Genomic DNA, 26,089 nt, shown 5'->3' with positions numbered 1-26,089 from the left:
GTTCAAACACTACCCTTCACATAAAATAGCATGATATCTTCTATAGAAGGCTTTTCAAGGGAAAATACCTCATTTACTTCATTTTTTAGAACCAAGGCTTCTATTCCAAAGGCTCCATTACGTTTTCTTATAATGGCATGTTCTGGTATTACGCTTACTTCCTCATTATTTCCTTTAAATATGCCGTACTCATAGACAAGTACATCCTTACTTTCGCTAAATAAAATTTCCCCATTATGAATGAGTGTAATGTAGTCAGCTATCTTTTCTAAATCACTTGTTATATGAGAAGAAAACAGGATGCTATGTGTTTCATCCTGCATAAACGTTAAAAATAAATCGAGAATTTCATCACGTATAATCGGATCTAGCCCACTCGTTGGTTCATCTAAAATTAAAAGTTTTGGATGATGCGACAATGCTAATGCTATGGAAAGCTTCATCCTCATTCCTCGGGATAATTCTTTAACCTTCTTCCTCTCCGGAACTTTAAATTGTGCTAATCGCTCAAAATAATAGCCTGAATCCCATGTTTTAAAAACTTTTTTCATAATTTTGTCGAGTTGCGCCGCATTAAGTGTTTCAGGCACATGTAAATCGTCAAAAACCACACCGATGTCGTTTTTTATCGATAATTCATGTTCGACAATATCCTTACCAAATAGCAAAATTTCGCCATATTCTTTTTTGAGTAGGTTAAGTATGCATTTAATTGTAGTAGACTTCCCAGCACCGTTTTCTCCTACAAAACCCATGACAGTGCCTTGAGGTACTGAAAAACTTACATCATTAAGAGAAAACCCTTCAAAGCTTTTATGTAAATCATGAACTTCAATAGCATTCATTTAGTTGTCCTCCTCCAAAATTAATGAAAGTAACTCCTGTACTTCTTCTTTTGTCAGCCCAGCAGTTTTGGCCGTTTTCACTGCTTTTTGCATATGCTCCTCAACTTGACGTAATAATTCCTCTCGTAGAAAATCTTGATTTCGTTCTGTAACAAAACTTCCTTTTCCAGCTACTGTTTCGATAAATCCATCTCGCTCTAAATCAGCATAAGCTCGCTTCGTTGTCATAACGCTAATTTTTAAATCCTTTGCAAGTGCACGAATAGATGGTAGTGCGTCACCTGCCTGTAATTTATTGGCTAGTATCGCTTCCTTAAGCTGTACGGTTATTTGCTCATAGATGGGTTTATCACTTGCGTTGCTTAAATGAATATGCACAAATTTCTCACCTCACACTACTGTATATACACACTATACACAGTATGGTTAATAAATGCAATATTTTCATACTTTGGGTAAGGGTCACGAATTGCAAAAACTCGGCATATATTGGGGTAACGGTTCAAGGAGGGAGATGAGGAATGCTACTATCAGAGATGGTGGATAAAGAGTTAATTCAAGTTGAGGGTGGCGTACATTTTGGTATATTGGCACATACAGAATGTCTAATAGATGTGCAAACAGGAAAGATTCATGGTTTTGAGATTGTTAAAGATAAATTGCCATTCCAAAAAAAGAAAGTAAAAGTTAGTGAAATGATACCTTGGCATGAAATTATACTAATTGGAGAAGATCGTATTTTATTTAACAAAACAACGACGGTTCAGTCAGAATTTTTACAGTGAGGTGAGCTTTTGGAAAATGAAAAATGGCTTGTTATCGGTGAGGATCTAAGGTTAAAGGAATTAGCTACAATGCTAAGAAGCCCATCGAGAACGGTATTTTATAAAAGAACATCAGTTTGGAATGAAGAGTTAAATAAACTTGTATTAGAATTTCAACCAAATAGAATTATTCTTCCCATCCTTCCACTAAAAATTGAAGTGGAACAGCTTTATGGGATATCTCAAGTTAAGTTTTATACAGGGCGTTTGACTATGCATTGGAAGCAATTGCTTGAGAAGAATGAAACAAATTGTTATTTACAACAAGAATCTTTTATTTGGCAAAACGCACGATTAACAGCCGAGGGATTTATCGCCACGTTTTACGGACTCGAGCAAAAATGCATTTACGGACAAAACTTTACTATCGCAGGTTTTGGACGCACAGCCAAAATGCTCGCCTCTTTACTCGTCAAGATGGGCGCTAATGTCCATATAGTTGCGCGTTCAGTTGTACAAGTGAGTGAAGCAAAGGCATATGGTTATAAAGCTACGAATTTAGACGACCGCAAATGGTCAATTAATGATGGGATTTTTATCAATACGATTCCAGCTAAATGGATTACAGAATCATTCCTAGATCATGTCCCAGCTGTCCTATATGATTTGGCTTCAGAGCCTGGCTGTTTAGATATAGACACTGAGCAATTACAAACGTACGTACTATTGCCATCATTACCTGGGAAATACTTTGCACATGATGCAGCTACAATATTGTGCAAGGCAATAGAGGAGGAAGAAAATTGCTATTAGGTAAACGAATTGGTTTAGGTATTACAGCCTCTCACTGTACGTATGAGGATGTAGTACCTAAAATTCAAAACTTTATAGATGCAGGAGCAACAGTTGTTCCAATAATTACGCATTCCGTGTTACATGCGGCTACGCGTTTTGGTACCGGGGAGGAGTGGATTGCAAAAATAGAGGAATTGACTGGAGAAAAGGTTATATCCTCTATTAAAGAGGCAGAACCATTCGGACCATCCAATCCATTGGATGCGATGGTTATAGCGCCGATGACTGGCAATAGTATTAGTAAATTTGCTAATGCAGCAACAGATAGTCCGGTCTTGATGGCTGCTAAGGCAACATTACGTAACGGTTCGCCTGTTGTCCTAGGCATCTCAACAAATGATGCACTTGGCTTAAATGGTATGAATATTATGAGACTGCTAAATGCTAAAAACATTTACTTTATTCCATTCGGGCAAGACTCCCCACATTCCAAGCCAAATTCCTTGATTGCTGATTTTGATCAAATGGTCGCAACTGTTCATGAAGCGATTACGGAGAAAAAGCAATTACAACCACTGTTTATACAATATTTCAAATAATTCACGAATTGCACACAATTTTCAGTATTTTTGTGATACAATAGCACACATTATGTAACATGTATTCAAGGAGAGATGACAGATGACAAAGCAGTTAACAGTTGCGGTTGTTGGAGCAACAGGGGCAGTAGGCACAAAAATGATGGAACAGCTAATTAAACGGAATTTTCCAATCGGAGATATTAAGTTCTTAGCTTCTGCACGTTCAGCAGGGAAACCAATCGAATTTAATGGTAAGACATATACAATTGAAGAAGCGACACCTGAAGCTTTTGAAGGCGTCAATGTCGCTTTATTCTCAGCTGGTGGTTCTGTATCAGCGGAGTTGGCGCCAGAAGCGGCAAAACGTGGTGCCGTAGTGATCGATAATACGAGCCATTTCCGCATGGATCCAGAGGTACCACTAGTTGTGCCTGAAGTAAATCGTGGCGATCTTGCTAAGCATAAAGGGATTATTGCGAATCCAAACTGCTCTACAATTCAAATGATGGCTGCACTTGAACCTATTCGTAATGAATTTGGCTTAACAAAAATTATTGTATCAACATACCAAGCAGTTTCAGGTGCAGGTATTTCTGCTATTCAAGAATTAAAGGCACAAAGTGAAAATTGGGATGCAGGTAAGGATGTAGAAGCAAATATTTTACCTTCTGGTAGCGACAAACGTCATTATCCAATCGCTCGTAATGTCATTCCACAAATTGATAAATTTACAGACAATGGCTTTACATACGAAGAAATGAAAATGATTAATGAAACGAAGAAAATCATGCATGCACCAGAGCTAAACGTAGCAGCAACTTGTGTTCGTGTGCCAGTCGTTTCAGGACACTCTGAATCTGTTTATATTGAAGTAGAAAAAGAAGCAACGGTACAGGAGATTTTTGAAGTATTACGCAGTGCACCAGGTGTAGTATTACAAGATGATATCGCAACACAAACTTACCCAATGCCTATCTATGCAGAAGGGGAAGATGCTACTTATGTAGGACGTATCCGACAAGATTTAGACAATAAAAAAGGATTCCATCTATGGATCGTTTCTGACAATCTTTTAAAAGGCGCTGCATTAAACTCTATTCAAATTGCAGAAGCAATGCTGGAGGATAACTTACTATAAGAGGGGTGTAAGGATGAATTTAGGTCGAATTGGAACGGCGATGATTACGCCGTTCAAAGAAGATGGCACGATTAATTATCCAGAACTAGAACGTATTATTAATTATTTGATTGATAATGGTACAGATTGTATTGTCGCATGTGGCACAACCTCTGAAAACCCAACTATGTCCACAGAAGAAAAAATTGAAGTTGTACGCTTTACAGTAGAAAAAGTAGCAGGCCGTGTACCCGTAATTGCAGGTACAGGGGATAACGAGACTGCTTACTCTATTGCAATGACGCACAAGGCAGAAGAAAATGGTGCAGATGGTATCATGCTTGTAGCACCATATTATAATAAGCCAAATCAACGCGGTATTTTTGCGCATTTTGAAACAATTGCAAAAGAAACAAGTTTACCTGTCATGCTTTATAACGTGCCAGGACGTACAGGTGTCAATGTTGCCTATGAAACTTCCGTTGCTTTAAGTAAAATTCCTAATATTTCATGGATTAAAGAAGCGAGTGGAAATTTAGATCAAATGGGCGATATTATTGAGAATGTTGATTCAGATGATGATTTCTTCGTGTATAGTGGGGACGATGGTTTAACACTTCCACTACTAGCAATAGGTGGAGCAGGGATTATTTCAGTTGCTGCTCATGTTGTTGGAAATGATATGCAATTAATGATTAAAGCGTTTGAAGAAGGAAATCACGAGCTAGCAGCCAAAATTCACCGAGCATTATTACCACTTGTACGTGCGTTGTTCGCACAGCCAAACCCATCGCCTGTAAAATACGCGATGACCAAATTAGGCTTTGATACACTTAATGTTCGCCTGCCAATGATGGAAATGACAGATGAAGAAAAAGCAAACTTTGACCGAATTTGGGATACGTATCAAGAAAAAGCGAAAAGCTTTAGAAAAATAAGTACCTTTAGTTAAATCCTTAGACCGTAAACAAACGTGAGATTTTTTAGTTTGTTTACGGTCTTTTTTCTTTTGTTAGAAAATAAAGAATAAGACCGTTGATCCGGAGGGAGGCCCCCTCAGGTAAGGCGGAGATCCGCTCGGGTAGGAGTGAAAACTGCTCAGGTGAGGCGGAAATCCGCTCGGGTAGGAGTGAAAACTGCTCAGGTACAGCTAATATCCGCTCAGGCGCTAGAACAACCATACAGAGAATGGTTTACAAACGGCGATATATCCCATTCCAAAAACCTACGTTACTTAATAAAAGACAAAAATTAGACCTTTCACAATGCCACATACTCAACCTGCTTTCCATCTATTAGTAATAAAATTAGCAATAAATTTCTGTTTCTATCATGAAAGTTGAATTTTTAATTTGTGCAAAAGCTTTGCAAACCGTATAATAAATTTTAAGTGGTTGCTGTTCGGGATATTTTTTAGGAGGAAATAAATTGACAAAAAAGAAAAATGAATTAATTCGCATCATCCCACTTGGTGGCGTGGGCGAAATTGGGAAAGCAATGTACGTAGTAGAAATTGACGAAGAGCTATTTGTAGTGGATAGCGGCTTAATGTTCCCTGAAGACGAAATGCTGGGCATTGATATCGTGATTCCGGATATTACGTATTTAGAAGAAAATAAAGATCGTGTGAAAGGCATTTTCTTAACACATGGTCATGAAGATGCAATTGGCTCGATTGCCTATGTATTACAAAAAGTGAAAGCGCCAGTGTACGGATCAAAATTAACAATTGCACTTGCAAAGGAACATTTAAAAGAATTGCCTGCACCACATCAGGTGAAATTCTTTGAGGTTACGAACCGTAGTCGTATGAATTTCAACTCAACGTATGTGACATTCTTCCATACAACACATAGTATTCCCGATTCGTTAGGGGTAGTGTTCCATACATCTGAAGGAGCAATTGTTCATACAGGGGAGTTTAAATTTGATCAATCAGCGACAGGTAAATTTAAGCCTGATTTAGCAAAAATGGCTCAGTTAGGGGAAGAAGGCGTATTTATTCTATTATCTGAGTCGAGTGAAGCTGAACGACCAGGTTATACGACATCTGAGATTGTGATTGAAGAGCAATTATCAAAAACATTCCATTCAGCACCAGGTCGTATTTTAGTTGCTGTTTATGCATCGAATTTTATCCGTGTTCAACAAGTATTTACACAAGCTCAAAAGTCTTTCCGTAAAGTAGTCATCGTAGGAAAACCTTTAGAAAAAGCTGTGGATTTAGGTGTACAGCTAGGTTACTTAACTGCTGGGGAAGATACAATCATCCCTATCTCAGAAATGCAAAAGTATCAAGATGATGAGATTATTATTATTGCTACAGGTAATAAAGGGGAGCCACTTGATGCATTAGAGAAAATCGTCCGCAAACATCACCGAGACATTAAAATAAAGCAAGATGATACAGTATTAATTACTTTTACACCATCTCCTAGTATGGAAGTACAGATGGCTAATACGATGAACTCTATCGCAAAAGCAGGCGCTGAGATTCTAACATCTAGCAAAAATGTACATGTGTCGGGTCACGGTAGCCAAGAGGATTTAAAATTAATGCTAAATTTAATGCAACCGAAGTACTTTATCCCTGTGCAAGGTGAGTACCGTATGCTTATTGCTCACTCTAAGCTTGCTCAACAACTAGGTATGCAAAAATCACAAATTTTTATCGCCGATAAAGGGGATATTGTAGAATATAAAAATGGTAAAATGCGAATGAGTGGCCGTGTACAAGCTGGTAATGTATTAATAGACGGTATTGGTGTTGGCGATGTAGGCAACATCGTACTTCGCGATCGTAAGTTATTATCGCAAGATGGAATTTTCATTGTTGTTGTAACGTTAAACCGTGCTCAAAAGAAAATTGCATCTGGTCCGGAAATTTTATCGCGTGGTTTCGTATATGTACGCGAATCAGAAGAATTAATGGTAGAAGCTTCTGAGATTGCGAAAACTGTTATTGAAAAATACGTTGGTAAAGATACATTTGAATGGACAAACATTAAACAAGAAATTCGAGATACACTGAATACGTATTTATTCCAAAAAACGAAGCGCCGCCCAATGATTATCCCAATCATTATGGAATATTAAAAATGAAACATCATCGTTGAATGAAAAAGGATTTTCTAACCGAATGTAAACGGTGGAAAATCCTTTTTTTGGCTCAAACCTAAAAGTTGGGAATGGCATTTGTTGAAACATATATCATTTGTATAAGCTGATTGGGGTGAAGGCTGGGTGACTCCTTGGGGATTAGCAATAGAGAAACGAAGGCTAAAATCATCACGTCCTGTGATAACGCCTTCGTGGCCAACATCGTGCTGCTTTCGCTACGTTAGCACTACGCTTTCGCGCAAAAAACATCCTGCCGCTGCGTCAGCGACAAATGTTTTATCTGTGCGAAAGCGTAGCGACAGCAACAACAAATGTTTTCTGCGCGAAAGCGAAGCGTCAGCGACAAAGCGCCCAGCCGGAACGGAAATCAACCACACGTTATGGTATTGAGTCTATTTTTTGAAATAATCAAGTTCTACATGTTATTATTCGCTACATATATAGAATGGATTACAAAAGAAGGTGAAATAGATGGCGACTAGTAGAAAAAGAAAAGTCTCGAAAACAAAAGCGACTACAGAAAAAAAAGAAATGCATCCGCTTATGTATGAAATTTTAGGGCTTATCTTAATTGCATTAGCAGTTATTATGATTTTTGAATATGGCATGATTGGACGTATTCTCCAAACAATAGCAATGTTTCTTTTAGGAAATTTACATTTTGCTGTGCCATTTATGCTTATATTTGTTGCGTTATTACTGATGATTGGGCGGAAAAAAGTAAGTATTTATGATCGTCTCATATTAGGTATGCTCCTCATTGTTATGAGTTTAACAATTTTTAGTCACGGCATTCTTTTTGAACAATTATCAAAATCTGGAGGTTTATTATCAGATTCTGTGTTGCGAGAATCTTGGCGAATTTTAATTAATTCAGAGGGTATTATCCATCGAAGTAATGCACTTGGCGGAGGTATGATTGGTGCACTGTTATTCAGTGCTCTACATGTATTATTTGAGGCAACAGGTGCGAAGGTCGTTGCATGGGTTATTTTCTTTATCGGCTTAATTTTAGTAACAGGAAAGGCGCTTGTTCCATATTTAGCGGACAAAATGCCTGATCTTTTTGGAAAATGGCAAAAGAAACATCGTGAAAAGAAAAAAAATGTGCCAAAGAAACCTAAGAATCGCCGTTCAAAAGTAGAAAGCAAGGATGAAATCGCAGCTGTCGAACAGGAGCCTGAGGTACAAGCTGAGGAAGAAGCTTCTCATGAACCAATTATCTCTGCCTTTACTCAAAATGTATCTCATGAACGAGAAGAATATGCAACAGCTGAAAATGAAGATATTGAACATGGAGAAATTGTTGATGATGTCCATATCGAAGGGGCAGATGCTGTAGAAAATGCAGATTATCAACTGCCGTCTTATAATCTATTACAATTACCACCACAGCATGACCAAAGTGGCGAATATTCTGTCATTCAGGCAAATGCGAAAAAGCTTGAGCAAACTTTGCAAAGCTTTGGTGTAAAGGCAAAAGTAACGCAGGTTCATTTAGGCCCAGCTGTAACGAAATACGAAATATTACCAGATATAGGCGTGAAAGTAAGTAAAATTGTAAACTTACAGGATGATCTTGCCTTAGCACTTGCTGCAAAGGATATTCGTATGGAAGCACCTATTCCTGGAAAGTCTGCGATTGGCATTGAAGTACCAAATAGTGAGGTAGCAATTGTTACACTTCGGGAAGTGTTAGAGTCTAAAGATGGTGCAAAGCCAGAAGCTTTATTACAAGTCGCATTAGGTCGTGATATTACTGGACAAGCAGTACTCGCCGAGCTCAATAAAATGCCACATTTACTTGTTGCAGGTTCGACGGGTAGTGGGAAAAGTGTGTGTATAAATGGTATTGTCGTATCAATTCTAATGCGTACAAAACCACATGAGGTAAAGCTAATGATGATTGACCCGAAAATGGTGGAGTTAAATGTTTATAATGGAATTCCTCATCTACTGGCACCAGTTGTTACGGATGCTCGTAAAGCGTCTCAGGCGCTGAAGAAAGTTGTGGCTGAAATGGAGCGCCGTTATGATTTATTTTCTCATACAGGTACTCGTAATATTGAAGGTTACAACGGTCATGTACAAAAAGTCAATGAGCAAACGGATGAAAAACATCCGAAATTACCTTATATTGTGGTAATTGTAGATGAGTTAGCGGACTTAATGATGGTTGCCTCAAGTGATGTAGAGGATTCTATTACACGTTTAGCACAAATGGCACGTGCAGCAGGGATTCATTTAATTATTGCAACCCAACGACCAAGTGTTGATGTATTGACAGGTGTTATTAAAGCAAATATTCCTTCGCGTATTGCCTTTGCGGTTTCATCATCAATCGATTCTAGAACGATATTAGATATGGGTGGAGCAGAACGTTTACTCGGTCGAGGAGATATGCTGTTTTTACCTGCTGGTGCATCTAAACCAAAACGTGTGCAAGGTGCCTTTTTATCAGATCAAGAAGTTGAGTCAGTTGTTACCTTTGTTATAGAACAGCAAAAAGCACAGTATCAGGAGGAAATGATTCCGACCGAAGAAGAGACAATTTTAGAGGAAACGGACGAATTATTTGATGAGGCTGTGCAGTTAGTTGTGAGTATGCAGACGGCCTCTGTTTCGATGTTGCAGCGCCGCTTCCGTATCGGCTATTCGAGAGCTGCTCGTATTGTCGATCAAATGGAACAACGTGGTATTGTCGGGCCTCCAGAGGGTAGTAAGCCTCGACAAGTGCTCATTCATCAATACGATAATTAGTGCCAAAACAACGACAAAAAATGAATAATGTTGAATATATCAAGTAGGCCCAAATTCATTTCAAATTTCGGAAGCAATTACGCTAAGGTGTAATTGCTTTCAGTCTATAAAAATGTTATATTTATGAACGATTAGTAGGAATGTTGTACATCAGATGTCTGATCTCTGATTTTGGTGGTGATATATGTGACTATTAAAGCTGATCATCGTCATCTCTATCTTCAAGTAATTGATCGTTTAAAGTCTGACATTGAAACAGGCATTTTTAAAGAAAATGAAAAACTGCCTTCAGAGTTTGAATTATCGAAATCACTAGGAGTCAGTCGAGCAACTCTTAGAGAAGCGCTACGACTGTTGGAAGAGGAAAATGTTATTGTACGTCGACATGGGGTAGGGACTTTTGTAAACCCTAAACCGTTGTTTACTTCAGGAATCGAGCATTTATCGAGCATTTCTTCTATGATCGAGGCAGCAGGTATGGAACCCGGTTCCCGCTTTTTAAAGGCGACGGAAAGCATACCTTCTGAGGAAGATTTAAAACGCTTCCAATGTGATGGCGAAGATAAATTACTCACAATTGAACGTGTCAGAACAGCGGATGGCGAGCCGGTAGTATACTGCATAGACAGATTACCAGCAAGTTTCCTGCCAACTGACTTTGTTGAAAAAAAAGAAGTTTCACTTTTCTCTGCACTTGAACAATCTGGTAAAATTCATGTTGCCTATGCCGTTACATATATTGATCCAATCGGGTATCATGAGCAAGCTTCACCGATTTTAAATTGCGGGCGTGAAACAGCTCTTTTAGTATTAAAGCAGTTGCATTACGATGATCATGATCAAGTAGTGCTGTATTCAAAAAATTATTTCCGAGCTGATAAATTCAGCTTCCATGTAGTTCGTAAACGGGTGTAGAACATTTCTAAATATTTTTCCTGCTAATTACAATACCTTTGGGGGGTTAAAAAAATGAAAAAACGTAAATTTGGCTTAGTATTATCATCAGTTTTAGCTGCAAGTGCAATCTTAGGTGCATGTGGTACGAAAGACGAAGAAAAACCTGCAAAAGAAAAAGAGAACGCGTCAACAGACGAAAGCAAAAAAGAAGATGTGTTCTCAGTAGCAATGGTTACTGACGTTGGTGGCGTTGATGATAAATCATTCAACCAATCTGCTTGGGAAGGTGTTCAAGCTTACGGTAAAGAACATAACCTAAAAAAAGGTGAAGGTGGTTTCGACTACTTACAATCAAAATCAGACGCTGACTATGAATCAAATTTAAACGCATTATTACGACGTGACTTTAACTTAATCTATGGTATTGGTTACATGATGGAAGATGCTATGACTGCAATAGCTGAAGAAAATCCAGATAATAAATTCGCAATCGTTGACGCTTCAGTAAAAGCAGACAACGTTGCATCTATTATGTTCAAAGAGCAAGAAGGTGCCTTCTTAGCTGGTGTAGCTGCTGCAAAAATGACTAAAACAGGAAAAATTGGCTTCATTGGCGGAGGAGATATTCCCGTTATTAATCGCTTTGAAGCTGGCTTCGTTGAAGGGGCTAAAGCAGTAAATCCGGATATTAAGATTCAAAGAAAATATACTGGCGCATTTGATAAAGCTGATCTTGGTAAAATGACAGCTAACAGCATGTATTCTTCAGGCGTAGATATTATCTTCCACGCTGCTGGTGCAACTGGTAACGGTGTATTCTCTGAGGCGAAGGAACGTAAGAAAAAAGATCCTAATGCAAATGTATGGGTAATTGGTGTAGATGCTGACCAATACGAAGAAGGTAAAGTAGATGATAAAACAAACGTTACTTTAACTTCTATGTTAAAAGGTGTTAACGCAGCAGTTATAGATATTTCAAATAAAGCTAAAAACGGTGAATTCCCTGGTGGCAAAACGCTAACTTATGGTTTAGCTGAAGACGGCGTGAAACTTGCAGATTCTCGTGGTGCAATCCCAGCAGATGTTCAAACTGTTATTGATGAATATAAAGAAAAAATTGCTAAAGGTGAAATTAAAGTTCCAGAAAAAGTGAAAAAATAATTCATCTTTTGATCATCATAAGGACTTTTAAAAGGCCCTTATGATGATTTTTCAATCTATCGTTATATTTTGACTATTTGCAATACTCTATTTGATTCTATTTGTTTACCATAGAGGTAGTAATTTTTCTATGAGTTTATCGTAAGAATAGTAATGATGGTAACAAGTTAATAGAAGAAAGGTTTCTAACGATGACCTTTCCTGTATTAATTTATCTTCATTCAGAAGAATATCTACCTCTATTAGTGAGACAAGACATGCATGAATTTTTTGTTAATAGGGTATATAATGCCACTGAACGAAGATGGAACCTCTGGCTGAGGTCATTGCTGTCGATGTTAAAAAACGTTGAACTAACAGTGACTATGGCTAGTATTATTAAGTTTGTCTCAAACAAATATAGAAAACGGTTTCAAAAACTGGACGTATTGTTTATCTTTGCGAAATGGAGTGTTAACGAAGCGTCAGTAACACATGTTTTCTGTAGCGAAAGCAAAGCGACAGCTACACATGTTTTCTGTAGTGAAAGCGAAGCGGTAGCTACAAAATGTTTTACGTAGCGAAAGCAAAGCGACAGCTACGAAATGTTTTCTGTGGCGAAAGCAAAGCAACAGCCACAATTACGCCAAGGCGAAATTGATAAAAGTGCCTATTAAGGGAGTGACGAAATTGGAATACGTGATTGAGATGCTAGGAATCCGAAAAGAATTCGGTAATTTCGTGGCAAATAATAATATCACCCTCCAACTGAAAAAAGGCGAAATCCATGCATTACTAGGTGAAAATGGTGCAGGTAAATCGACTTTAATGAACGTCCTTTTTGGTTTGTATCAACCAGAAGGCGGCGAAATTCGAGTTCGTGGGAAGGCTGTTAAAATTACAAATCCAAATGTGGCCAATGATCTAGGGATTGGTATGGTACATCAACACTTTATGTTGGTGGAAAATTTTACAGTAACAGAGAATATTATTTTAGGTTCTGAACCTACAAAAATGGGTGTTATTAATATTAAAGATGCGGCAAAGAAAGTACAGGCACTTTCCGAAAAGTATGGTTTAGATGTTGATCCATATGCCAAAATCGAGAATATTACAGTAGGGATGCAACAGCGTGTTGAAATTTTAAAGACATTATACCGCGGTGCAGAAATTTTAATCTTTGACGAACCTACTGCATCTTTAACACCACAGGAGATTACAGAGCTTATTCAAATAATGCGCCGTTTAATTGAAGAAGGCAAATCCATTATTTTGATTACCCATAAGCTAAAAGAAATTATGGAAGTCTCTGACCGTGTGACGATTATCAGAAAAGGGGAAGGGATTGGAACAGTTACAACTGCTGAAACAAATCCTAACCAATTAGCTGAAATGATGGTTGGTCGCCAAGTCGAATTTAAAACAGAAAAAACAGAAGCAAATCCAACTGATGAAGTACTTGCAATTGAAAACTTGATTGTTACAGACTATCGTAATATCGATAAAGTAAAAGGGTTGAACTTAAAAGTACGCAAAGGTGAAATTGTTGGTATTGCGGGTATCGATGGAAACGGACAATCTGAGTTAATCGAGGCCATAACGGGTCTACGTAAAATTAAAAGTGGTAACGTTAAATTAAATGGCAAAGATATAACAAATATGAAGCCTCGGAAAATTACGGAGGAAGGCGTTGGACATATCCCACAAGACCGTCATAAACACGGTTTAGTATTAGATTTCCCAATTGGCCACAATATCGCACTGCAAACATATTATCAGTCTCCAATCGCTAAGGGCTTTGTTATGGACTACAAGAAAGTGTCTGAAAAAGCGCGCCAAATTATTGAAGAATATGATGTTCGTACTGGTAATGGTGAAATGACACCGGCTCGTGCCCTTTCAGGTGGTAACCAGCAAAAAGCGATTATCGGTCGTGAAATTGATCGTAATCCTGATTTATTGATCGCAGCATTACCAACACGTGGTCTTGACGTAGGGGCAATTGAATTTATTCACTCTCGCCTTATTGAGCAACGTGATAAAGGAAAAGCAGTACTGTTAATTTCATTTGAATTAGATGAAGTCATGAATGTTTCGGACCGTATTGCCGTTATTTATGATGGTCAAATTGTGGATGAATTAAATCCAAAAGAAACAACAGAACAAGAGCTAGGTCTATTAATGGCAGGACAAAATAGTAAAAATAATACGAATGGTGCGAAGGAGGGGAACGACTAATGTCAAATCGTGTCATTAATATACTCGTTCCTATCATCTCTATCATTATCGGTTTAATCGTTGGTGCTATCGTGATGGTAGTCAGCGGCTATGACCCAGTACAAGGTTATAGCGCCCTTTGGACAGGTATTTTTGGAGATTCATATTCAATTGGGAACACAATCCGTCAAATAACACCGTATATATTGGCGGGTCTTGCGGTAGCATTTGCCTTCCGCACAGGGTTATTCAACATCGGTGTTGAAGGTCAGCTAATTTTAGGTTGGCTAGCAGCAGCTTGGGTAGGATATGCATTTGATCTACCTAAAATCATTCACTTACCATTAGCATTACTTGCGGCAGCAGCTGCAGGTGCATTTTGGGCCTTTATTGCAGGTTTCTTAAAAGCGAAATTTAAAGTTCACGAAGTTATTGCGACAATTATGTTAAACTACACTGCGCTTTATATTGCGAATGCAGTTATTAAAAACTTGTCTGACGGTGGCTTTAAAACAGAACGAGTTCATGAATCAGCTTCATTACGTTCTCCGTTTTTAAGAGAGCTAACAGACAATTCAAGTCTTCACTATGGCATCATTGTTGCACTGTTAATGGTAATAGTTATGTGGTTCATTTTAGAAAAAACAACACGCGGATATGAGCTTAAAGCGGTAGGATTTAATAAGCATGCTGCAGATTATGCTGGTATGAGCGTCAACAAAAACATTATTTTAGCTATGACGATTTCAGGTATGTTCGCAGGTCTTGGTGGTGCTATGGAGGCACTAGGTACTTTCGGAAACGTCTCTATTAAACCAGGCTTTACAGGTATTGGTTTCGATGGGATCGCTGTTGCCTTACTTGGTGCCAACACGCCACTAGGGGTAGTATTCGGAGCTTCATTATTCGGCTCACTTAAATACGGAGCGCTAAATATGCCGAATGCTGCAGGTATTCCAGAGGAAATCGTGTCTATTATTATCGCGTTAATTATTTTCTTCGTGGCATCAGGCTATATTATTCGAGTAGCATTACAAAAGTTGAGCAAGAAAAAGGAGGGACAATAACATGGGCTTTTTAGAAATGTTATATTTCATCATCCCTTCGGCGATTCTTTATGCAACACCTTTAATTTTTACAGCAATCGGTGGTGTATTCTCTGAACGTTCTGGTGTAGTAAACATCGGATTAGAAGGTTTAATGATTGTTGGCGCATTTGTTGGTATTTATGTCAATTTAGAATATGCTGCAACATTCGGTTCAGCAACAATTTGGATGGCAATGCTGGCAGCTTTCATTATTGGGGGAATCTTCTCACTTCTCCATGCAGTTGCGTCTATTTCCTTCCGTGCCGATCAAACAGTATCGGGGGTTGCTATCAACTTATTAGGTTTAGCGGTATCTGTATTCTTGGTAAAAATGATTTATGATAAAGGTCAAACAGATATGATTGACCAAACCTATGCAATAAATCGTTTCGCTATCCCTTATTTAGAGGACATACCGTTCTTTGGTCCATTATTATTCCAAAATGTCTACAGTACATCGATATTAGCTTTTGCAGTAGCTTTTGGAGCATGGTTTATCATTTATAAAACACCTTTTGGGTTACGTTTACGCGCTGTCGGTGAACATCCAATGGCTGCAGATACGATGGGTGTAAACGTTAATAGAATGCGCTATATTGCTGTTGTTATCTCTGGGGCATTAGGTGGTCTTGGTGGTGCAGTGTACGCGCAATCGATTGCAGGCAATTTCTCACATGCAACAATTGCGGGTCAAGGCTTTATGGCCATTGCTGCAATGATTTTCGGTAAGTGGCATCCGATCGGTGCATTAGGTGCAGCTTTATTCTTCGGAGTAGCACAAACGTTAAGTGTTGCAGGAAGCGGAATTCCTTATATTCAAGATATTCCTGCTGTGTACCTACAAATTTTACCGTACGTCTTAACGATCTTTGCATTAGCAGGATTTATCGGTAAAGCAAATGCACCAAAAGCTAGTGGCCAACCTTATATAAAAGGGAAACGCTAATAACAAACAGATAATTGTTGACACTAAAGACTGGGCGAAAATGCTCAGTCTTTTTCCTTGTACATATCTCAAGTGTTTGGGAAAATAATGGTTGGAGGATGATCTTTATTTGCTAATATGAACAGGTTCATCAATCAATAAAAGTAACTTCCATACATTTCATATACATACTTTGGATTCTTTTTGCAATTATAGACAATAGACATGTATAGTATGTGTAGTACTTTGTTATATTAAGAAAGATAAGGAGGGTTCTATATATGTTTAAAACAATACCTTTAGCAAAAGGTGTCAATTTGCATATCCGACAAACGACCCAATTTAAAACCGTAAATTTTTCAATTAAATGGAGAAGAGCTTTAACGGCGACAAATGCGTCTGAACGTACAGTGTTAACAAATGTATTGCAACACAGTAATGCTAAATATAAGACAACCGCTGCATTCCGAAGTTTCTTGGATGACTTGTATGGCACAGTGTTATATTTTGACACATCTAAACGTGGTAATGAACATACAGTACTGATGAATGTAGAAGCCGTTAATGATCATTATTTGGCAAATGCAAGTGTTTTAAACGAGGTACTTGATTTATTGCACACAGCAATATTTGAACCGAATTTAGAAAATGGTGTATTTAAGGAATCGATTGTGGAACGTGAAAAGAAAACAGTCATTCAGCGTATTGAGTCCATTTTTGACGATAAATCTCGTTTTGCGCAGCAACGCATTCAACAAATATTACGTCCGAATGAACCGGCCTCTATTTCTGCTAATGGAACTGTCGAGGACATTCAACAAATTACCCCTACATCATTGTTTGAAGCATATCAATCCATGCTTGCTAACGATAAAATAGACATTTATGTCGCGGGTGATATCAATGAAGACGAAATCGTAGCGAAACTAAAAGAAGCGCTACCGTTTAATGATCGTACACCTGAAGAAATTCCTGCTGTACTTCCACAACAGCATCCACAAAATGATTATGTACGTGAACAACAAGAAATGAAGCAAGGAAAGATGCATATTGGCTTTAGTACACCAGTACGATTTGGTGACGCTGATTTCGCCAAAATGCAAATCTTTAATGGCGTATTCGGTGGCTACCCTCACGCCAAATTATTTATGAATGTTCGTGAAAAGGAAAGCTTAGCCTACTATGCGTCTAGCTCATTTGCATCACATTATGGCTTAGTCTTTGTTGTGTCTGGGATTGAACCAAAGAATGAAGAAAAAGCGCTATCACTAATTAAGGAACAACTTGCTGTTATGCAAGCGGGCGATATTACAGATTTGGAAATAGAGCAAACAAAAGCAATGCTGACGAATCAGCTAAAAGAAGCATTGGATTCTGCCCGAGGACAAATAGAAATTTTTGACCAATATAAAGATTTACCCGAGGAGTTCTCTGTTGAAGCTTGGGCAAATAAATGGAAAGCTGTGACAAAGCAAGATATTGTTGAAATGGCGAAGCAAGTACAGCTAGAAGCGGTCTATTTCTTATGTGGAAAGGAGCAAGCCGCACAATGAAAACAATTGAATTCAAACAATTAGATGAAACATTGTATTATGAAAAATTAGAAAATGGCTTAGACGTCTATATATTACCGAAAAAAGGCTTTTCCAAAACATTTGTAACGTTCACCACAAAATACGGCTCTGTTGACCGTACATTTGTGCCAATTGGTGGAACTGAAAGCATTACAGTACCAGATGGCATTGCCCACTTCTTAGAGCATAAAATGTTTGAAAAAGAAGATGGAGATGTCTTCCAAAAGTTTAGTGAATTCGGTGCTTCAGCCAATGCCTTTACATCATTTACACGTACAGCGTATTTATTTTCTTCGACGAACAATATTTATAACAGCACAGAAACATTATTAAATTTTGTTCAAGAGCCTTACTTTACAGAAGCAACTGTTAATAAGGAGAAGGGCATTATTGGTCAAGAAATTACGATGTACGACGATCAACCAGATTGGCGCCTATATTTTGGTACAATCGAAAATATGTATCATAATCATCCAGTAAAAATTGATATCGCTGGTACAATAGAGTCGATTGATGGCATTACTGCGGACCATTTATATACGTGCTACAATACATTTTATCATCCGTCCAATATGTTATTGTTTGTCATTGGTGCAGTAGATCCTAATGAAATGATGACGTTTATTCGTGACAATCAAGACAAAAAAGAATTCCCTGAACCAACACCAATTCAACGTTTCTTCGATCAAGAACCGACAGATGTTGCTATCAAAGAACGTGAATTGCATATGGATGTACAAAAGCCTAAGGTCTATATCGGCTTAAAAGCGAAAGAAACAAATCTTTCTGGGCGTGACATGTTAAAACATGAGCTGTCTGTTCAAATTGCACTTGAACTTATTTTTGGACGTACATCTAAATTTTATGAGACCGTCTATGACGATGGATTAATCGATGAAACGTATGCATTTGATTTCACGTTAGAAAATGGCTTTGGATTTGCTATGATTGGCTCAGATTCTACAGACCCGGCTGCATTAGAGAAAGCTATTAAGGAAGAATTAGCAAAGTATGATAGAGATGCACATTTTGAAAGTGCCGATTTAGAACGAGTAAAACGTAAAAAAATAGGTTTCTTCCTACGTGCACTGAACTCTATTGAATTTATCGCCAACCAATTTACACGTTATTCGTTTAATGATATGAATTTGTTCGATGTTGTGCCTGTACTAGAAGAACTAACGATTGAAGATTTGAAAAAAGCATTTTCTTCAGTTCAAGGTGAATCTCAACAAACTGTCTTTAAAATTTTACCTACAGAAAAGGGCGTACAGTGAAAAAGTTTGCCCTCGTTTTAGGTGCATCGGGTGAGATTGGCCGTGCTATTTGTCGAAGTCTGGCAGAAGATGGTTGGTCCATCTACATACACTTTTCAAACAATGAAAAAGCAGCACAGGCTCTATACTGCTCCCTTTCAGAAAGTTTCCCTGCACAGGAGTTTATGCTTGTACAGGGAGATTTTTCGAAAGCGTCCGGGGCACAATTGCTAGCATCACAAATTTTTAATGTGCAAGCGATTGTCTTTGCAAATGGTCAAGCACATTATTCTCTGCTTGAAGATACTACGGTGGAGGATATGGATGCATTATGGCGTGTCCATGTACAAAATCCAATGCGTCTGACGGCATTGCTGTCATCAAAGCTACGCGCTCATGATGTCAGCTATGTGCTTTTTATTGGTTCAATTTGGGGAGAAGCTGGATCGGCTGGTGAAGCACTTTACGCAACTGTGAAGGGCGCCCAACATGCTTTTGTGAAGTCATATGCGAAAGAAGCCGCACTATCACGTATTCGTGTTAATGCCATTGCACCTGGTTTTATTAATACCTCGATGAACAATCATTTAAGCGAAGAGGAACTTGAATATATTTTAGAGGACATTCCACTAGGTATAACTGGACAAACAACGGATGTTGCTGAAATGGTACGTTTCTATCTTTCTGGAAAAGCAGATTATGTAACGGGACAAGTTATTCGATTAAACGGTGGCTGGTACATATAATGTTCTTTTTTGCACATACTACATGTGTAAAGGAGGAGAAACATATGACTATTTTAGAAAACTGGCAAAAATGGACATCGTTTTTAGGTCAAAATGTTATGCGAGCAGAATCAAGTGGGATGCCAACGAAAATGATCCAACAAGCTGCTGTACAAATTGGAGAATATTTGGCGACAAATGTCGATCCTAAAAATGAACAAGAGCGAGTGCTGTCGGATTTATGGGGCGTTGCCTCTGAAGAAGAAAAACATGCATTGGCGAATTGTGTCATTAAACTTGTAGAAAATAAGCCTGTGCAGTAAAACGAAGAGGAGAACTATCTCCTCTTTTTTTTCTGTATAAAAGAGGATTTTTGCATTGAAAAGGGAACGTATGTAAGCCTATTCTGTATGTTCAAAAAAAAAATAGTAAGTTTTTAAAAATAACGCCATAATTCCACGTATTCTAACTTTCCATTACATAAAAAATCAGCTATGATGGAACTTATAAAGGATTTTTTACGTTAACTAATAGGAAGGGAACGAGTGTGTTTGAGCGATTGGTACTTTGAATATGAAATTCAGGTGAATCGCCCTGGATTATTAGGAGATATTGCTTCACTTTTAGGGATGCTTCGTGTCAATATTATTTCAATAAATGGTGTCGATGAGGATCGACGTGGTATGTTAGTGCATACAGACAACGATGAGACAATTGAGCGTTTTCGTACAATTGTTTCGACAATGGAACATATTAACGTTACCAAATTTCGACAACCAAAGCTCCGTGATCGTTTAGCCATTAGGCACGGTCATTATATTCCACGAGATGCAGATGAAAAAAATACCTTCCGCTTCGTACGAGATGAACTTGGTATTTTAGTTGACTTTATGGCTGAGCTCTTTAAAAAAGACGGGCATAAGCTTATTGGGATACGTGGAATGCCTCGTGTTGGAAAAACTGAATCGATTGTAGCGGCAAGTGTATGTGCCAATAAAAAATGGATTTTTTTATCGTCTACAATGATTAAGCAAACTGTTCGCAATAAACTTGCTGGTGATGAATTCAGTGACAATAATATTTTTATATTAGATGGCATTGTGACACGTCGTTCGTCTGATGAGCGACATTTGCAACTAGTGCGTGAAATGATGAGTATGCCTTCCATTAAGGTCATCGAGCATCCAGACATGTTTGTTCAGCATTCAGAATATAAGATAGAGGACTTTGATTATATCATTGAATTGCGTCATCACCCAGATGAAGAAATTACGTATGAAATAATGGAAAAAAGCCAAATGATGTCCGAATCTAATTCATTTGGTGGATTTAATTTTTAATTTGATATTAAAGTAGGTGTTATGAGTGGCAGAATTAGGGACTCGACTGAAAGAGGCGAGACTGTCTAAAGGCTACAGCTTAGACGATTTACAAGAAATAACAAAAATTCAAAAGCGTTATTTAATAGGTATTGAAGAAGGCAATTATTCGATTATGCCTGGTTCGTTTTATGTACGAGCTTTTATTAAACAATATGCTGACGCTGTTGGCTTGGACGCAGAGGAGCTTTTAGAAACTTATAAAAGCGAGCTACCAGGTACTCCAAACAATCAAGTAAGTCAATCGATGACGACTAGTCCAAGTAGAAGAAAAGTTTCAAAAGGCCCTTCTACTAAAATGATGGAAGCAATGCCGAAAATAATCGTTGGTTTATTTATCATTGTCATTATTGTGGTGATTTGGGTGCTAATGCAGTCTAAAAATAAAGCAGTGCCAGATGTTATGGAAGATACTCCATCAGAAATAGAATATGATACAAAAGCAAAACCAATAGATACAGAAAAAGAAAAAGAAAAAGAGAAAAAAGCTCAAACAAATAACAAACAAGACTCAGCAGATTCAAAAGATTCAGCACAGGAAACACCTGATGAAAAGCAAACTGAAGAGGTTAAGCAATCGATTTCAGCTGGGGCTATTGAAGCGGATGGTGCTACAACTTCTTATACGTTAACAGGTGCAGACGCATTTAAAATACGTATTGAAGTATCCGGTCCTACATTTATCGGTATTCGAAACCAACAGCAACAAGAATTACTATCAGATACTCGTGTCTATAATGCAGGAGAAGTAGTAGAATTCGACGCAACATCTCAAAATTACGCCCGTATCCGCTTAGGTAATTCAGCGCAAGCTAAAGTATACATTAATGACGAGCCTTTAACGTATGCACAGCAAATTGTAACGCAAAACATCGTCATCAATTTCAATAAAGAACAGTAGTCATCTAGTGATGACTACTTTCTTTCATCATGAAAGGTGTTAGAAAAATGAACATTCCAAATAAAATTACCATCTCTCGAATCTTACTTATTCCGTTCTTTGTCATTGTTATGATGTTTGATTTTGGCTGGGGAACAATGTCACTATTCGGTGCGACGATGCCTGTTCATCATTTTGTAGGTGCACTCATTTTTATTATTGCTTCAGCGACTGATTGGGTGGATGGTTATTATGCACGTAAGTACAATCTTGTGACAACATTTGGGAAATTTTTAGACCCACTTGCTGACAAGTTGCTAGTTTCAGCAGCTTTTATTTTAATGGTAGAGCTTGATATGGCGCCTGCATGGATAATAATAATTATTATTAGCCGTGAATTTGCAGTAACTGGCCTTCGTTTAATATTGGCAGGTGAAGGAGAAGTTGTTGCGGCGAACCAGCTTGGTAAAATTAAAACATGGGCCCAAATTGTGGCCATCGGAGCAGCACTTTTACACAATACAGTCTTTACACTTATCGGTTTTCGATTCGATTCAATTATGCTATATATTGCATTGTTCTTTACGCTATGGTCTGGATGGGATTATTTCTATCTAAATCGACGTGCCTTACTTGAGTCTAAATAAGAGAGGTCTTGAGGATCATGAATGCTGAAATTCTTGCAGTTGGCTCAGAGTTATTGCTTGGTCAGATTTCGAACACAAATGCCAGATTTATTTCTAGTCAGTTGTCCGAATTAGGGATAAATGTGTATTATCACACTGTTGTTGGAGATAATGCACAACGTTTAGAAGAGGCTATTTCCATTGCAGAGACTCGTGCTGATTTAATCATTTTCTCTGGTGGGCTTGGTCCTACAAAGGATGATTTAACAAAGGAAACGATTGCGCGTCATCTTGACGTTTCTCTCGATTTTGATGATATCGCACTGGCTAATATTGAGCAGTTTTTTGCCAAACGAGGACGTCCAATGACGGATAATAATCGTAAGCAAGCTTTAATACTAGCGGGTAGTGAGGTGCTTGCAAACCATCACGGCATGGCACCTGGCATGATATTAACAAAGGATGAACGTACGTATATTTTACTTCCGGGGCCACCTAAAGAGCTTGAGCCAATGTTCCAGTTTGAAGCAAAGCCAAAACTCGGTGCGATGTTAAATGCTGGAGAGGTAATTACATCGCATGTTATGCGTTTTTATGGCATTGGAGAGGCTGAGCTTGAGGTTCGTGTCCAACATATTTTAGATGCGCAAACAAATCCAACTGTTGCTCCACTTGCTTCTGACGGCGAGGTTACATTACGTGTAACAGCTAAAGCAGAAACGGAGCAAGAAGCGCAGCATCTTATTGCCGCAAAGGTAGCTGAGATTCAAGCGCTTGTTGGGGACTATCAATACGGTATAGATGATGATTCTCTTGCCTCTAAAACAGTAGAAATGTTACTAGATAATAAGTTAACAATTTCTGCAGCAGAAAGTTTAACAGCAGGTTTATTTCAGTCAGAATTAGCTGAAATACCAGGTGTAGGAGATGCCCTTGTTGGTGGCGTTGTTACGTATACGGAAGAGGCTAAAATTAAGCAACTCGGTATTTCAAAGGAATTATTAACTACACATGGGATTGTAAGCAGTGAATGTGCAGCAGTTATGGCAAGTGCTGTACGTGAAAAGTTTGATACGGATATTGGTATTGGATTAACAGGTGCGGCAGGTCCTACAGCCCATGATCATCAACCAGCGGGAACGGTTTGGATAGGTATTGCCATTGGCGATGAAAAACCAATAACGTATTTACTGCATTTATCGGGTATGCGTAATACAAATCGACTGCGTGCGGCGAAATTTACTTGTCATTATTTAATGCAGCTTTTGGAAGAAAGAGGCTTTAAAAAACGTTAATCAATTATGCCCCGGCATAATATAGGTTCATCCCAAAAAGTTGCGGATGACTTTTGTTAAAACGTCTACTATGTAAATAAGTTGATTGGAGTGGAGGCTGGGCGACTCCTTGGGGATTAGCAATAGAGGAACGAAGGCTAAAATCATCACGTCCTGTGATAACGCCTTCGTGACCAACATCGTGTTGGCCCGAGACCCTGGAGCGAGCAACGCGAGTGAAGCGGCTCATCGGACGCCCCCAGGAAAGCGCCCAGTCGGAACGGAAATCAACCACACGTTTTGGTGGTAATCCATAATATAGTTGAAAATAGAAATTTGGGTAATGGAAAGTTACCCAAATTTTTATTTTGAAGAAAAACGAATAAACGTTCGCTTTTTTCTTGCGTCTTCTCTCAAAAACAAGTATAGTAGAGATAGAGAAAAACAGTGAACAGTTTTCGAAGGAGGAAAATGAATGAGTGATCGTAAAGCTGCCTTAGAACAGGCGTTAAAACAAATTGAAAAGAATTTTGGTAAAGGTTCCATCATGAAACTTGGCGAAAAGACTGATTTAGAAATCGCTACATCTTCAAGTGGTTCGCTAGCACTTGATGCTGCATTAGGTGTTGGTGGATATCCACGTGGACGTATTATTGAAGTATATGGCCCTGAATCATCAGGTAAAACAACGGTTGCTCTTCATGCCATTGCAGAAGTACAGGCAAATGGTGGACAAGCAGCGTTTATCGATGCTGAGCATGCACTAGATCCAATTTACGCACAAAAATTAGGCGTCAATATTGATGAACTTCTATTATCTCAACCAGATACAGGAGAACAGGCGCTTGAAATCGCAGAAGCATTAGTACGTAGTGGTGCTATCGATATCATCGTTATTGACTCCGTAGCAGCATTAGTTCCGAAAGCGGAAATCGAAGGAGATATGGGTGATTCGCATGTTGGTTTACAAGCCCGTTTAATGTCTCAGGCCTTACGTAAGCTTTCAGGTGCTATTAATAAATCAAAAACAATCGCCATTTTCATAAACCAAATTCGTGAAAAAATTGGTGTTATGTTCGGAAACCCAGAAACAACACCTGGTGGACGTGCGCTTAAATTCTACAGCTCAGTACGTTTAGAGGTTCGTCGTGCGGAAGCTATTAAACAAGGCAATGACATTATGGGTAACCGTACAAAAATTAAAATTGTCAAAAACAAAGTGGCACCACCATTCCGTACAGCTGAAGTTGATATTATGTACGGTGAAGGAATTTCAAAAGAGGGCGAAACAGTTGATTTAGGTGTTGAACTAGACATCGTTCAAAAAAGCGGTTCTTGGTATGCTTACGGTGATGAGCGCCTAGGTCAAGGTCGTGAAAATGCTAAACAGTATTTAAAAGAAAATCCAGCAGTACTAGACGACATCGCAAATAAAATCCGTGCTTCTTACGGTATTGCATCTTCATCTTACACAATTGCTGCGCATGATGAAGAGGAAGATATGGATGAGGAATTAAAGCTTCTTCTTGAAGATGAATAATATAAATGCATTGTTCCCACTCTTTATAGTGTGAGCAATGCATTTTTTTATTTACATATACTGGAGAATGTGGTTTTATAATATTTGTTAGGTTATCCATATATTTGGCTCATCTTCAAAAGTCGTGTATGCCATTTTTTAAAATAATTCCTAAGTACTGCTTCTACGCATTAATGATAAAAGTTAAAATAAGCATTAGTGTAAAAGTATTAGGTAATTAATTCTCTTAATGGATATGACTTACTTTTTCTCTTTAGAGGGCGAACAGATGCCCGACTATCCTTGACAGAGCTTAAGGCTAGCTATACAATTAAAAATGTATAATTTCTGAATTATGACTTTAAATAGGCAGTACATTCTGACTTCATTTTAAGTGAAGATGAAGACTCTGGCAGATGTTATGGATTTTGAAAGAAATGAATAATAAGAAGGTAGCCTTAGATCTTCGCATCCTGCGAAAACGGCTGACGTATCTGCATCGGTAAAACGCCACTTCCCGTGACTATACCGAATGCCCGACATCGTGTCGGCTCCTCGTGCAGACCTAAACATTTCAAAATCTGAGACACAATTAGTATGCCGAGGC

At 38.3% G+C, this 26,089-nt stretch carries 23 protein-coding genes; 21 read left to right on the top strand and 2 right to left on the bottom strand.

All coding sequences use genetic code 11. From position 1 onward, the window contains the following. Positions 1-2: 2 nt before the first annotated feature. The gene (locus ACMZ42_RS06140; protein WP_370075186.1) at positions 3-845 is read right to left on the bottom strand and encodes an ABC transporter ATP-binding protein; all 843 of its coding nucleotides are present in this window, start codon (positions 843-845) and stop codon (positions 3-5) included. Then, complete coding sequence (locus tag ACMZ42_RS06135; protein WP_323645092.1) at positions 846-1,223, bottom strand: GntR family transcriptional regulator; 378 nt, start codon at positions 1,221-1,223, stop codon at positions 846-848. 143 nt (positions 1,224-1,366) lie between these two features. On the opposite strand from ACMZ42_RS06135, the gene ACMZ42_RS06130 reads away from it, so the two are divergent. From ACMZ42_RS06130 to recA, 21 genes are all read left to right on the top strand, one after another. Then, on the top strand, positions 1,367-1,630 hold the full coding sequence (locus ACMZ42_RS06130) for a YlmC/YmxH family sporulation protein (RefSeq protein WP_370075185.1): 264 nt from the start codon (positions 1,367-1,369) through the stop codon (positions 1,628-1,630). A gap of 9 nt (positions 1,631-1,639) precedes the next feature. Further along, the gene (locus ACMZ42_RS06125) at positions 1,640-2,422 is read left to right on the top strand and encodes a dipicolinate synthase (protein WP_370075184.1); all 783 of its coding nucleotides are present in this window, start codon (positions 1,640-1,642) and stop codon (positions 2,420-2,422) included. Beyond that, positions 2,413-3,003 (top strand): dipicolinate synthase subunit B, encoded by a 591-nt coding sequence (locus ACMZ42_RS06120; RefSeq protein ID WP_370075183.1) that lies wholly within the window; start codon positions 2,413-2,415, stop codon positions 3,001-3,003. Before ACMZ42_RS06125 ends, ACMZ42_RS06120 begins: the two co-directional genes overlap by 10 nt. A gap of 82 nt (positions 3,004-3,085) precedes the next feature. Continuing rightward, the gene (locus tag ACMZ42_RS06115) at positions 3,086-4,123 is read left to right on the top strand and encodes an aspartate-semialdehyde dehydrogenase (RefSeq protein WP_415730914.1); all 1,038 of its coding nucleotides are present in this window, start codon (positions 3,086-3,088) and stop codon (positions 4,121-4,123) included. Positions 4,124-4,136: 13 nt separating this feature from the next. Beyond that, entirely contained in the window at positions 4,137-5,054 is a 918-nt protein-coding gene (gene dapA / locus ACMZ42_RS06110; protein ID WP_370075181.1) for a 4-hydroxy-tetrahydrodipicolinate synthase, read from the top strand. 476 nt (positions 5,055-5,530) lie between these two features. Then, the gene (locus tag ACMZ42_RS06105; protein ID WP_370075180.1) at positions 5,531-7,198 is read left to right on the top strand and encodes a ribonuclease J; all 1,668 of its coding nucleotides are present in this window, start codon (positions 5,531-5,533) and stop codon (positions 7,196-7,198) included. 495 nt (positions 7,199-7,693) lie between these two features. Then, the gene (locus ACMZ42_RS06100) at positions 7,694-9,982 is read left to right on the top strand and encodes an FtsK/SpoIIIE family DNA translocase (RefSeq protein WP_370075179.1); all 2,289 of its coding nucleotides are present in this window, start codon (positions 7,694-7,696) and stop codon (positions 9,980-9,982) included. Between the two features lie 186 nt (positions 9,983-10,168). Continuing rightward, the gene (locus tag ACMZ42_RS06095; RefSeq protein ID WP_402868096.1) at positions 10,169-10,897 is read left to right on the top strand and encodes a GntR family transcriptional regulator; all 729 of its coding nucleotides are present in this window, start codon (positions 10,169-10,171) and stop codon (positions 10,895-10,897) included. Positions 10,898-10,951: 54 nt separating this feature from the next. Then, complete coding sequence (locus ACMZ42_RS06090; protein WP_402868094.1) at positions 10,952-12,040, top strand: BMP family protein; 1,089 nt, start codon at positions 10,952-10,954, stop codon at positions 12,038-12,040. Positions 12,041-12,709: 669 nt separating this feature from the next. Beyond that, positions 12,710-14,257, top strand: coding sequence for an ABC transporter ATP-binding protein (locus tag ACMZ42_RS06085; RefSeq protein WP_370075177.1), 1,548 nt, complete (start codon positions 12,710-12,712; stop codon positions 14,255-14,257). Beyond that, entirely contained in the window at positions 14,257-15,303 is a 1,047-nt protein-coding gene (locus tag ACMZ42_RS06080; RefSeq protein WP_370075176.1) for an ABC transporter permease, read from the top strand. The genes ACMZ42_RS06085 and ACMZ42_RS06080 overlap by 1 nt, the downstream gene beginning before the upstream one ends. A gap of 1 nt (position 15,304) precedes the next feature. Next, complete coding sequence (locus ACMZ42_RS06075; protein WP_370075175.1) at positions 15,305-16,270, top strand: ABC transporter permease; 966 nt, start codon at positions 15,305-15,307, stop codon at positions 16,268-16,270. 260 nt (positions 16,271-16,530) lie between these two features. Next, positions 16,531-17,802 (top strand): EF-P 5-aminopentanol modification-associated protein YfmF, encoded by a 1,272-nt coding sequence (gene yfmF / locus ACMZ42_RS06070; protein WP_402868090.1) that lies wholly within the window; start codon positions 16,531-16,533, stop codon positions 17,800-17,802. Next, the gene (yfmH, locus tag ACMZ42_RS06065) at positions 17,799-19,100 is read left to right on the top strand and encodes an EF-P 5-aminopentanol modification-associated protein YfmH (RefSeq protein ID WP_370075173.1); all 1,302 of its coding nucleotides are present in this window, start codon (positions 17,799-17,801) and stop codon (positions 19,098-19,100) included. The genes yfmF and yfmH overlap by 4 nt, the downstream gene beginning before the upstream one ends. Continuing rightward, positions 19,097-19,825: an elongation factor P 5-aminopentanone reductase gene (gene ymfI / locus ACMZ42_RS06060; RefSeq protein ID WP_370075172.1), complete on the top strand. Its 729-nt coding sequence runs from the start codon at positions 19,097-19,099 to the stop codon at positions 19,823-19,825. Before yfmH ends, ymfI begins: the two co-directional genes overlap by 4 nt. Positions 19,826-19,869: 44 nt before the next feature. After that, a complete protein-coding gene (locus ACMZ42_RS06055; RefSeq protein ID WP_370075171.1) occupies positions 19,870-20,127 on the top strand; it encodes a DUF3243 domain-containing protein in 258 nt (85 codons plus the stop codon). Between the two features lie 228 nt (positions 20,128-20,355). After that, on the top strand, positions 20,356-21,144 hold the full coding sequence (locus ACMZ42_RS06050) for a DUF3388 domain-containing protein (RefSeq protein WP_142507413.1): 789 nt from the start codon (positions 20,356-20,358) through the stop codon (positions 21,142-21,144). A 25-nt stretch (positions 21,145-21,169) separates the two neighbouring features. Beyond that, positions 21,170-22,084, top strand: a complete 915-nt coding sequence (locus ACMZ42_RS06045) for a helix-turn-helix domain-containing protein (protein WP_370075170.1) — start codon at positions 21,170-21,172, stop codon at positions 22,082-22,084. A 47-nt stretch (positions 22,085-22,131) separates the two neighbouring features. After that, entirely contained in the window at positions 22,132-22,710 is a 579-nt protein-coding gene (gene pgsA / locus ACMZ42_RS06040) for a CDP-diacylglycerol--glycerol-3-phosphate 3-phosphatidyltransferase (protein ID WP_370075169.1), read from the top strand. A gap of 17 nt (positions 22,711-22,727) precedes the next feature. Continuing rightward, a complete protein-coding gene (locus tag ACMZ42_RS06035; protein WP_415730913.1) occupies positions 22,728-23,984 on the top strand; it encodes a competence/damage-inducible protein A in 1,257 nt (418 codons plus the stop codon). A gap of 454 nt (positions 23,985-24,438) precedes the next feature. Continuing rightward, on the top strand, positions 24,439-25,503 hold the full coding sequence (gene recA / locus ACMZ42_RS06030; protein WP_370075167.1) for a recombinase RecA: 1,065 nt from the start codon (positions 24,439-24,441) through the stop codon (positions 25,501-25,503). Positions 25,504-26,089: the final 586 nt, after the last annotated feature.

It is taken from the genome of Lysinibacillus sp. NPDC056185 (genome assembly GCF_047737915.1).
In the GTDB taxonomy this organism is placed as follows: Bacteria; Bacillota; Bacilli; order Bacillales_A; family Planococcaceae; genus Lysinibacillus.
The sequence above is the reverse complement of the archived record's forward strand: the minus strand, read 5'-3'. Positions and strand labels throughout refer to the sequence as shown.

What these genes read in the sequence shown, in the direction of transcription:
- ACMZ42_RS06140 (WP_370075186.1), bottom strand. Translation starts at nt 845, where the DNA reads ATGAATGCTATTGAAGTTCATGATTTACATAAAAGCTTTGAAGGGTTT.
- ACMZ42_RS06130 (WP_370075185.1), top strand. Translation starts at nt 1,367, where the DNA reads ATGCTACTATCAGAGATGGTGGATAAAGAGTTAATTCAAGTTGAGGGT.
- ACMZ42_RS06115 (WP_415730914.1), top strand. Translation starts at nt 3,086, where the DNA reads ATGACAAAGCAGTTAACAGTTGCGGTTGTTGGAGCAACAGGGGCAGTA.
- dapA (WP_370075181.1), top strand. Translation starts at nt 4,137, where the DNA reads ATGAATTTAGGTCGAATTGGAACGGCGATGATTACGCCGTTCAAAGAA.
- ACMZ42_RS06100 (WP_370075179.1), top strand. Translation starts at nt 7,694, where the DNA reads ATGGCGACTAGTAGAAAAAGAAAAGTCTCGAAAACAAAAGCGACTACA.
- ACMZ42_RS06090 (WP_402868094.1), top strand. Translation starts at nt 10,952, where the DNA reads ATGAAAAAACGTAAATTTGGCTTAGTATTATCATCAGTTTTAGCTGCA.
- ACMZ42_RS06080 (WP_370075176.1), top strand. Translation starts at nt 14,257, where the DNA reads ATGTCAAATCGTGTCATTAATATACTCGTTCCTATCATCTCTATCATT.
- ACMZ42_RS06075 (WP_370075175.1), top strand. Translation starts at nt 15,305, where the DNA reads ATGGGCTTTTTAGAAATGTTATATTTCATCATCCCTTCGGCGATTCTT.
- yfmF (WP_402868090.1), top strand. Translation starts at nt 16,531, where the DNA reads ATGTTTAAAACAATACCTTTAGCAAAAGGTGTCAATTTGCATATCCGA.
- yfmH (WP_370075173.1), top strand. Translation starts at nt 17,799, where the DNA reads ATGAAAACAATTGAATTCAAACAATTAGATGAAACATTGTATTATGAA.
- ACMZ42_RS06055 (WP_370075171.1), top strand. Translation starts at nt 19,870, where the DNA reads ATGACTATTTTAGAAAACTGGCAAAAATGGACATCGTTTTTAGGTCAA.
- pgsA (WP_370075169.1), top strand. Translation starts at nt 22,132, where the DNA reads ATGAACATTCCAAATAAAATTACCATCTCTCGAATCTTACTTATTCCG.
- ACMZ42_RS06035 (WP_415730913.1), top strand. Translation starts at nt 22,728, where the DNA reads ATGAATGCTGAAATTCTTGCAGTTGGCTCAGAGTTATTGCTTGGTCAG.
- recA (WP_370075167.1), top strand. Translation starts at nt 24,439, where the DNA reads ATGAGTGATCGTAAAGCTGCCTTAGAACAGGCGTTAAAACAAATTGAA.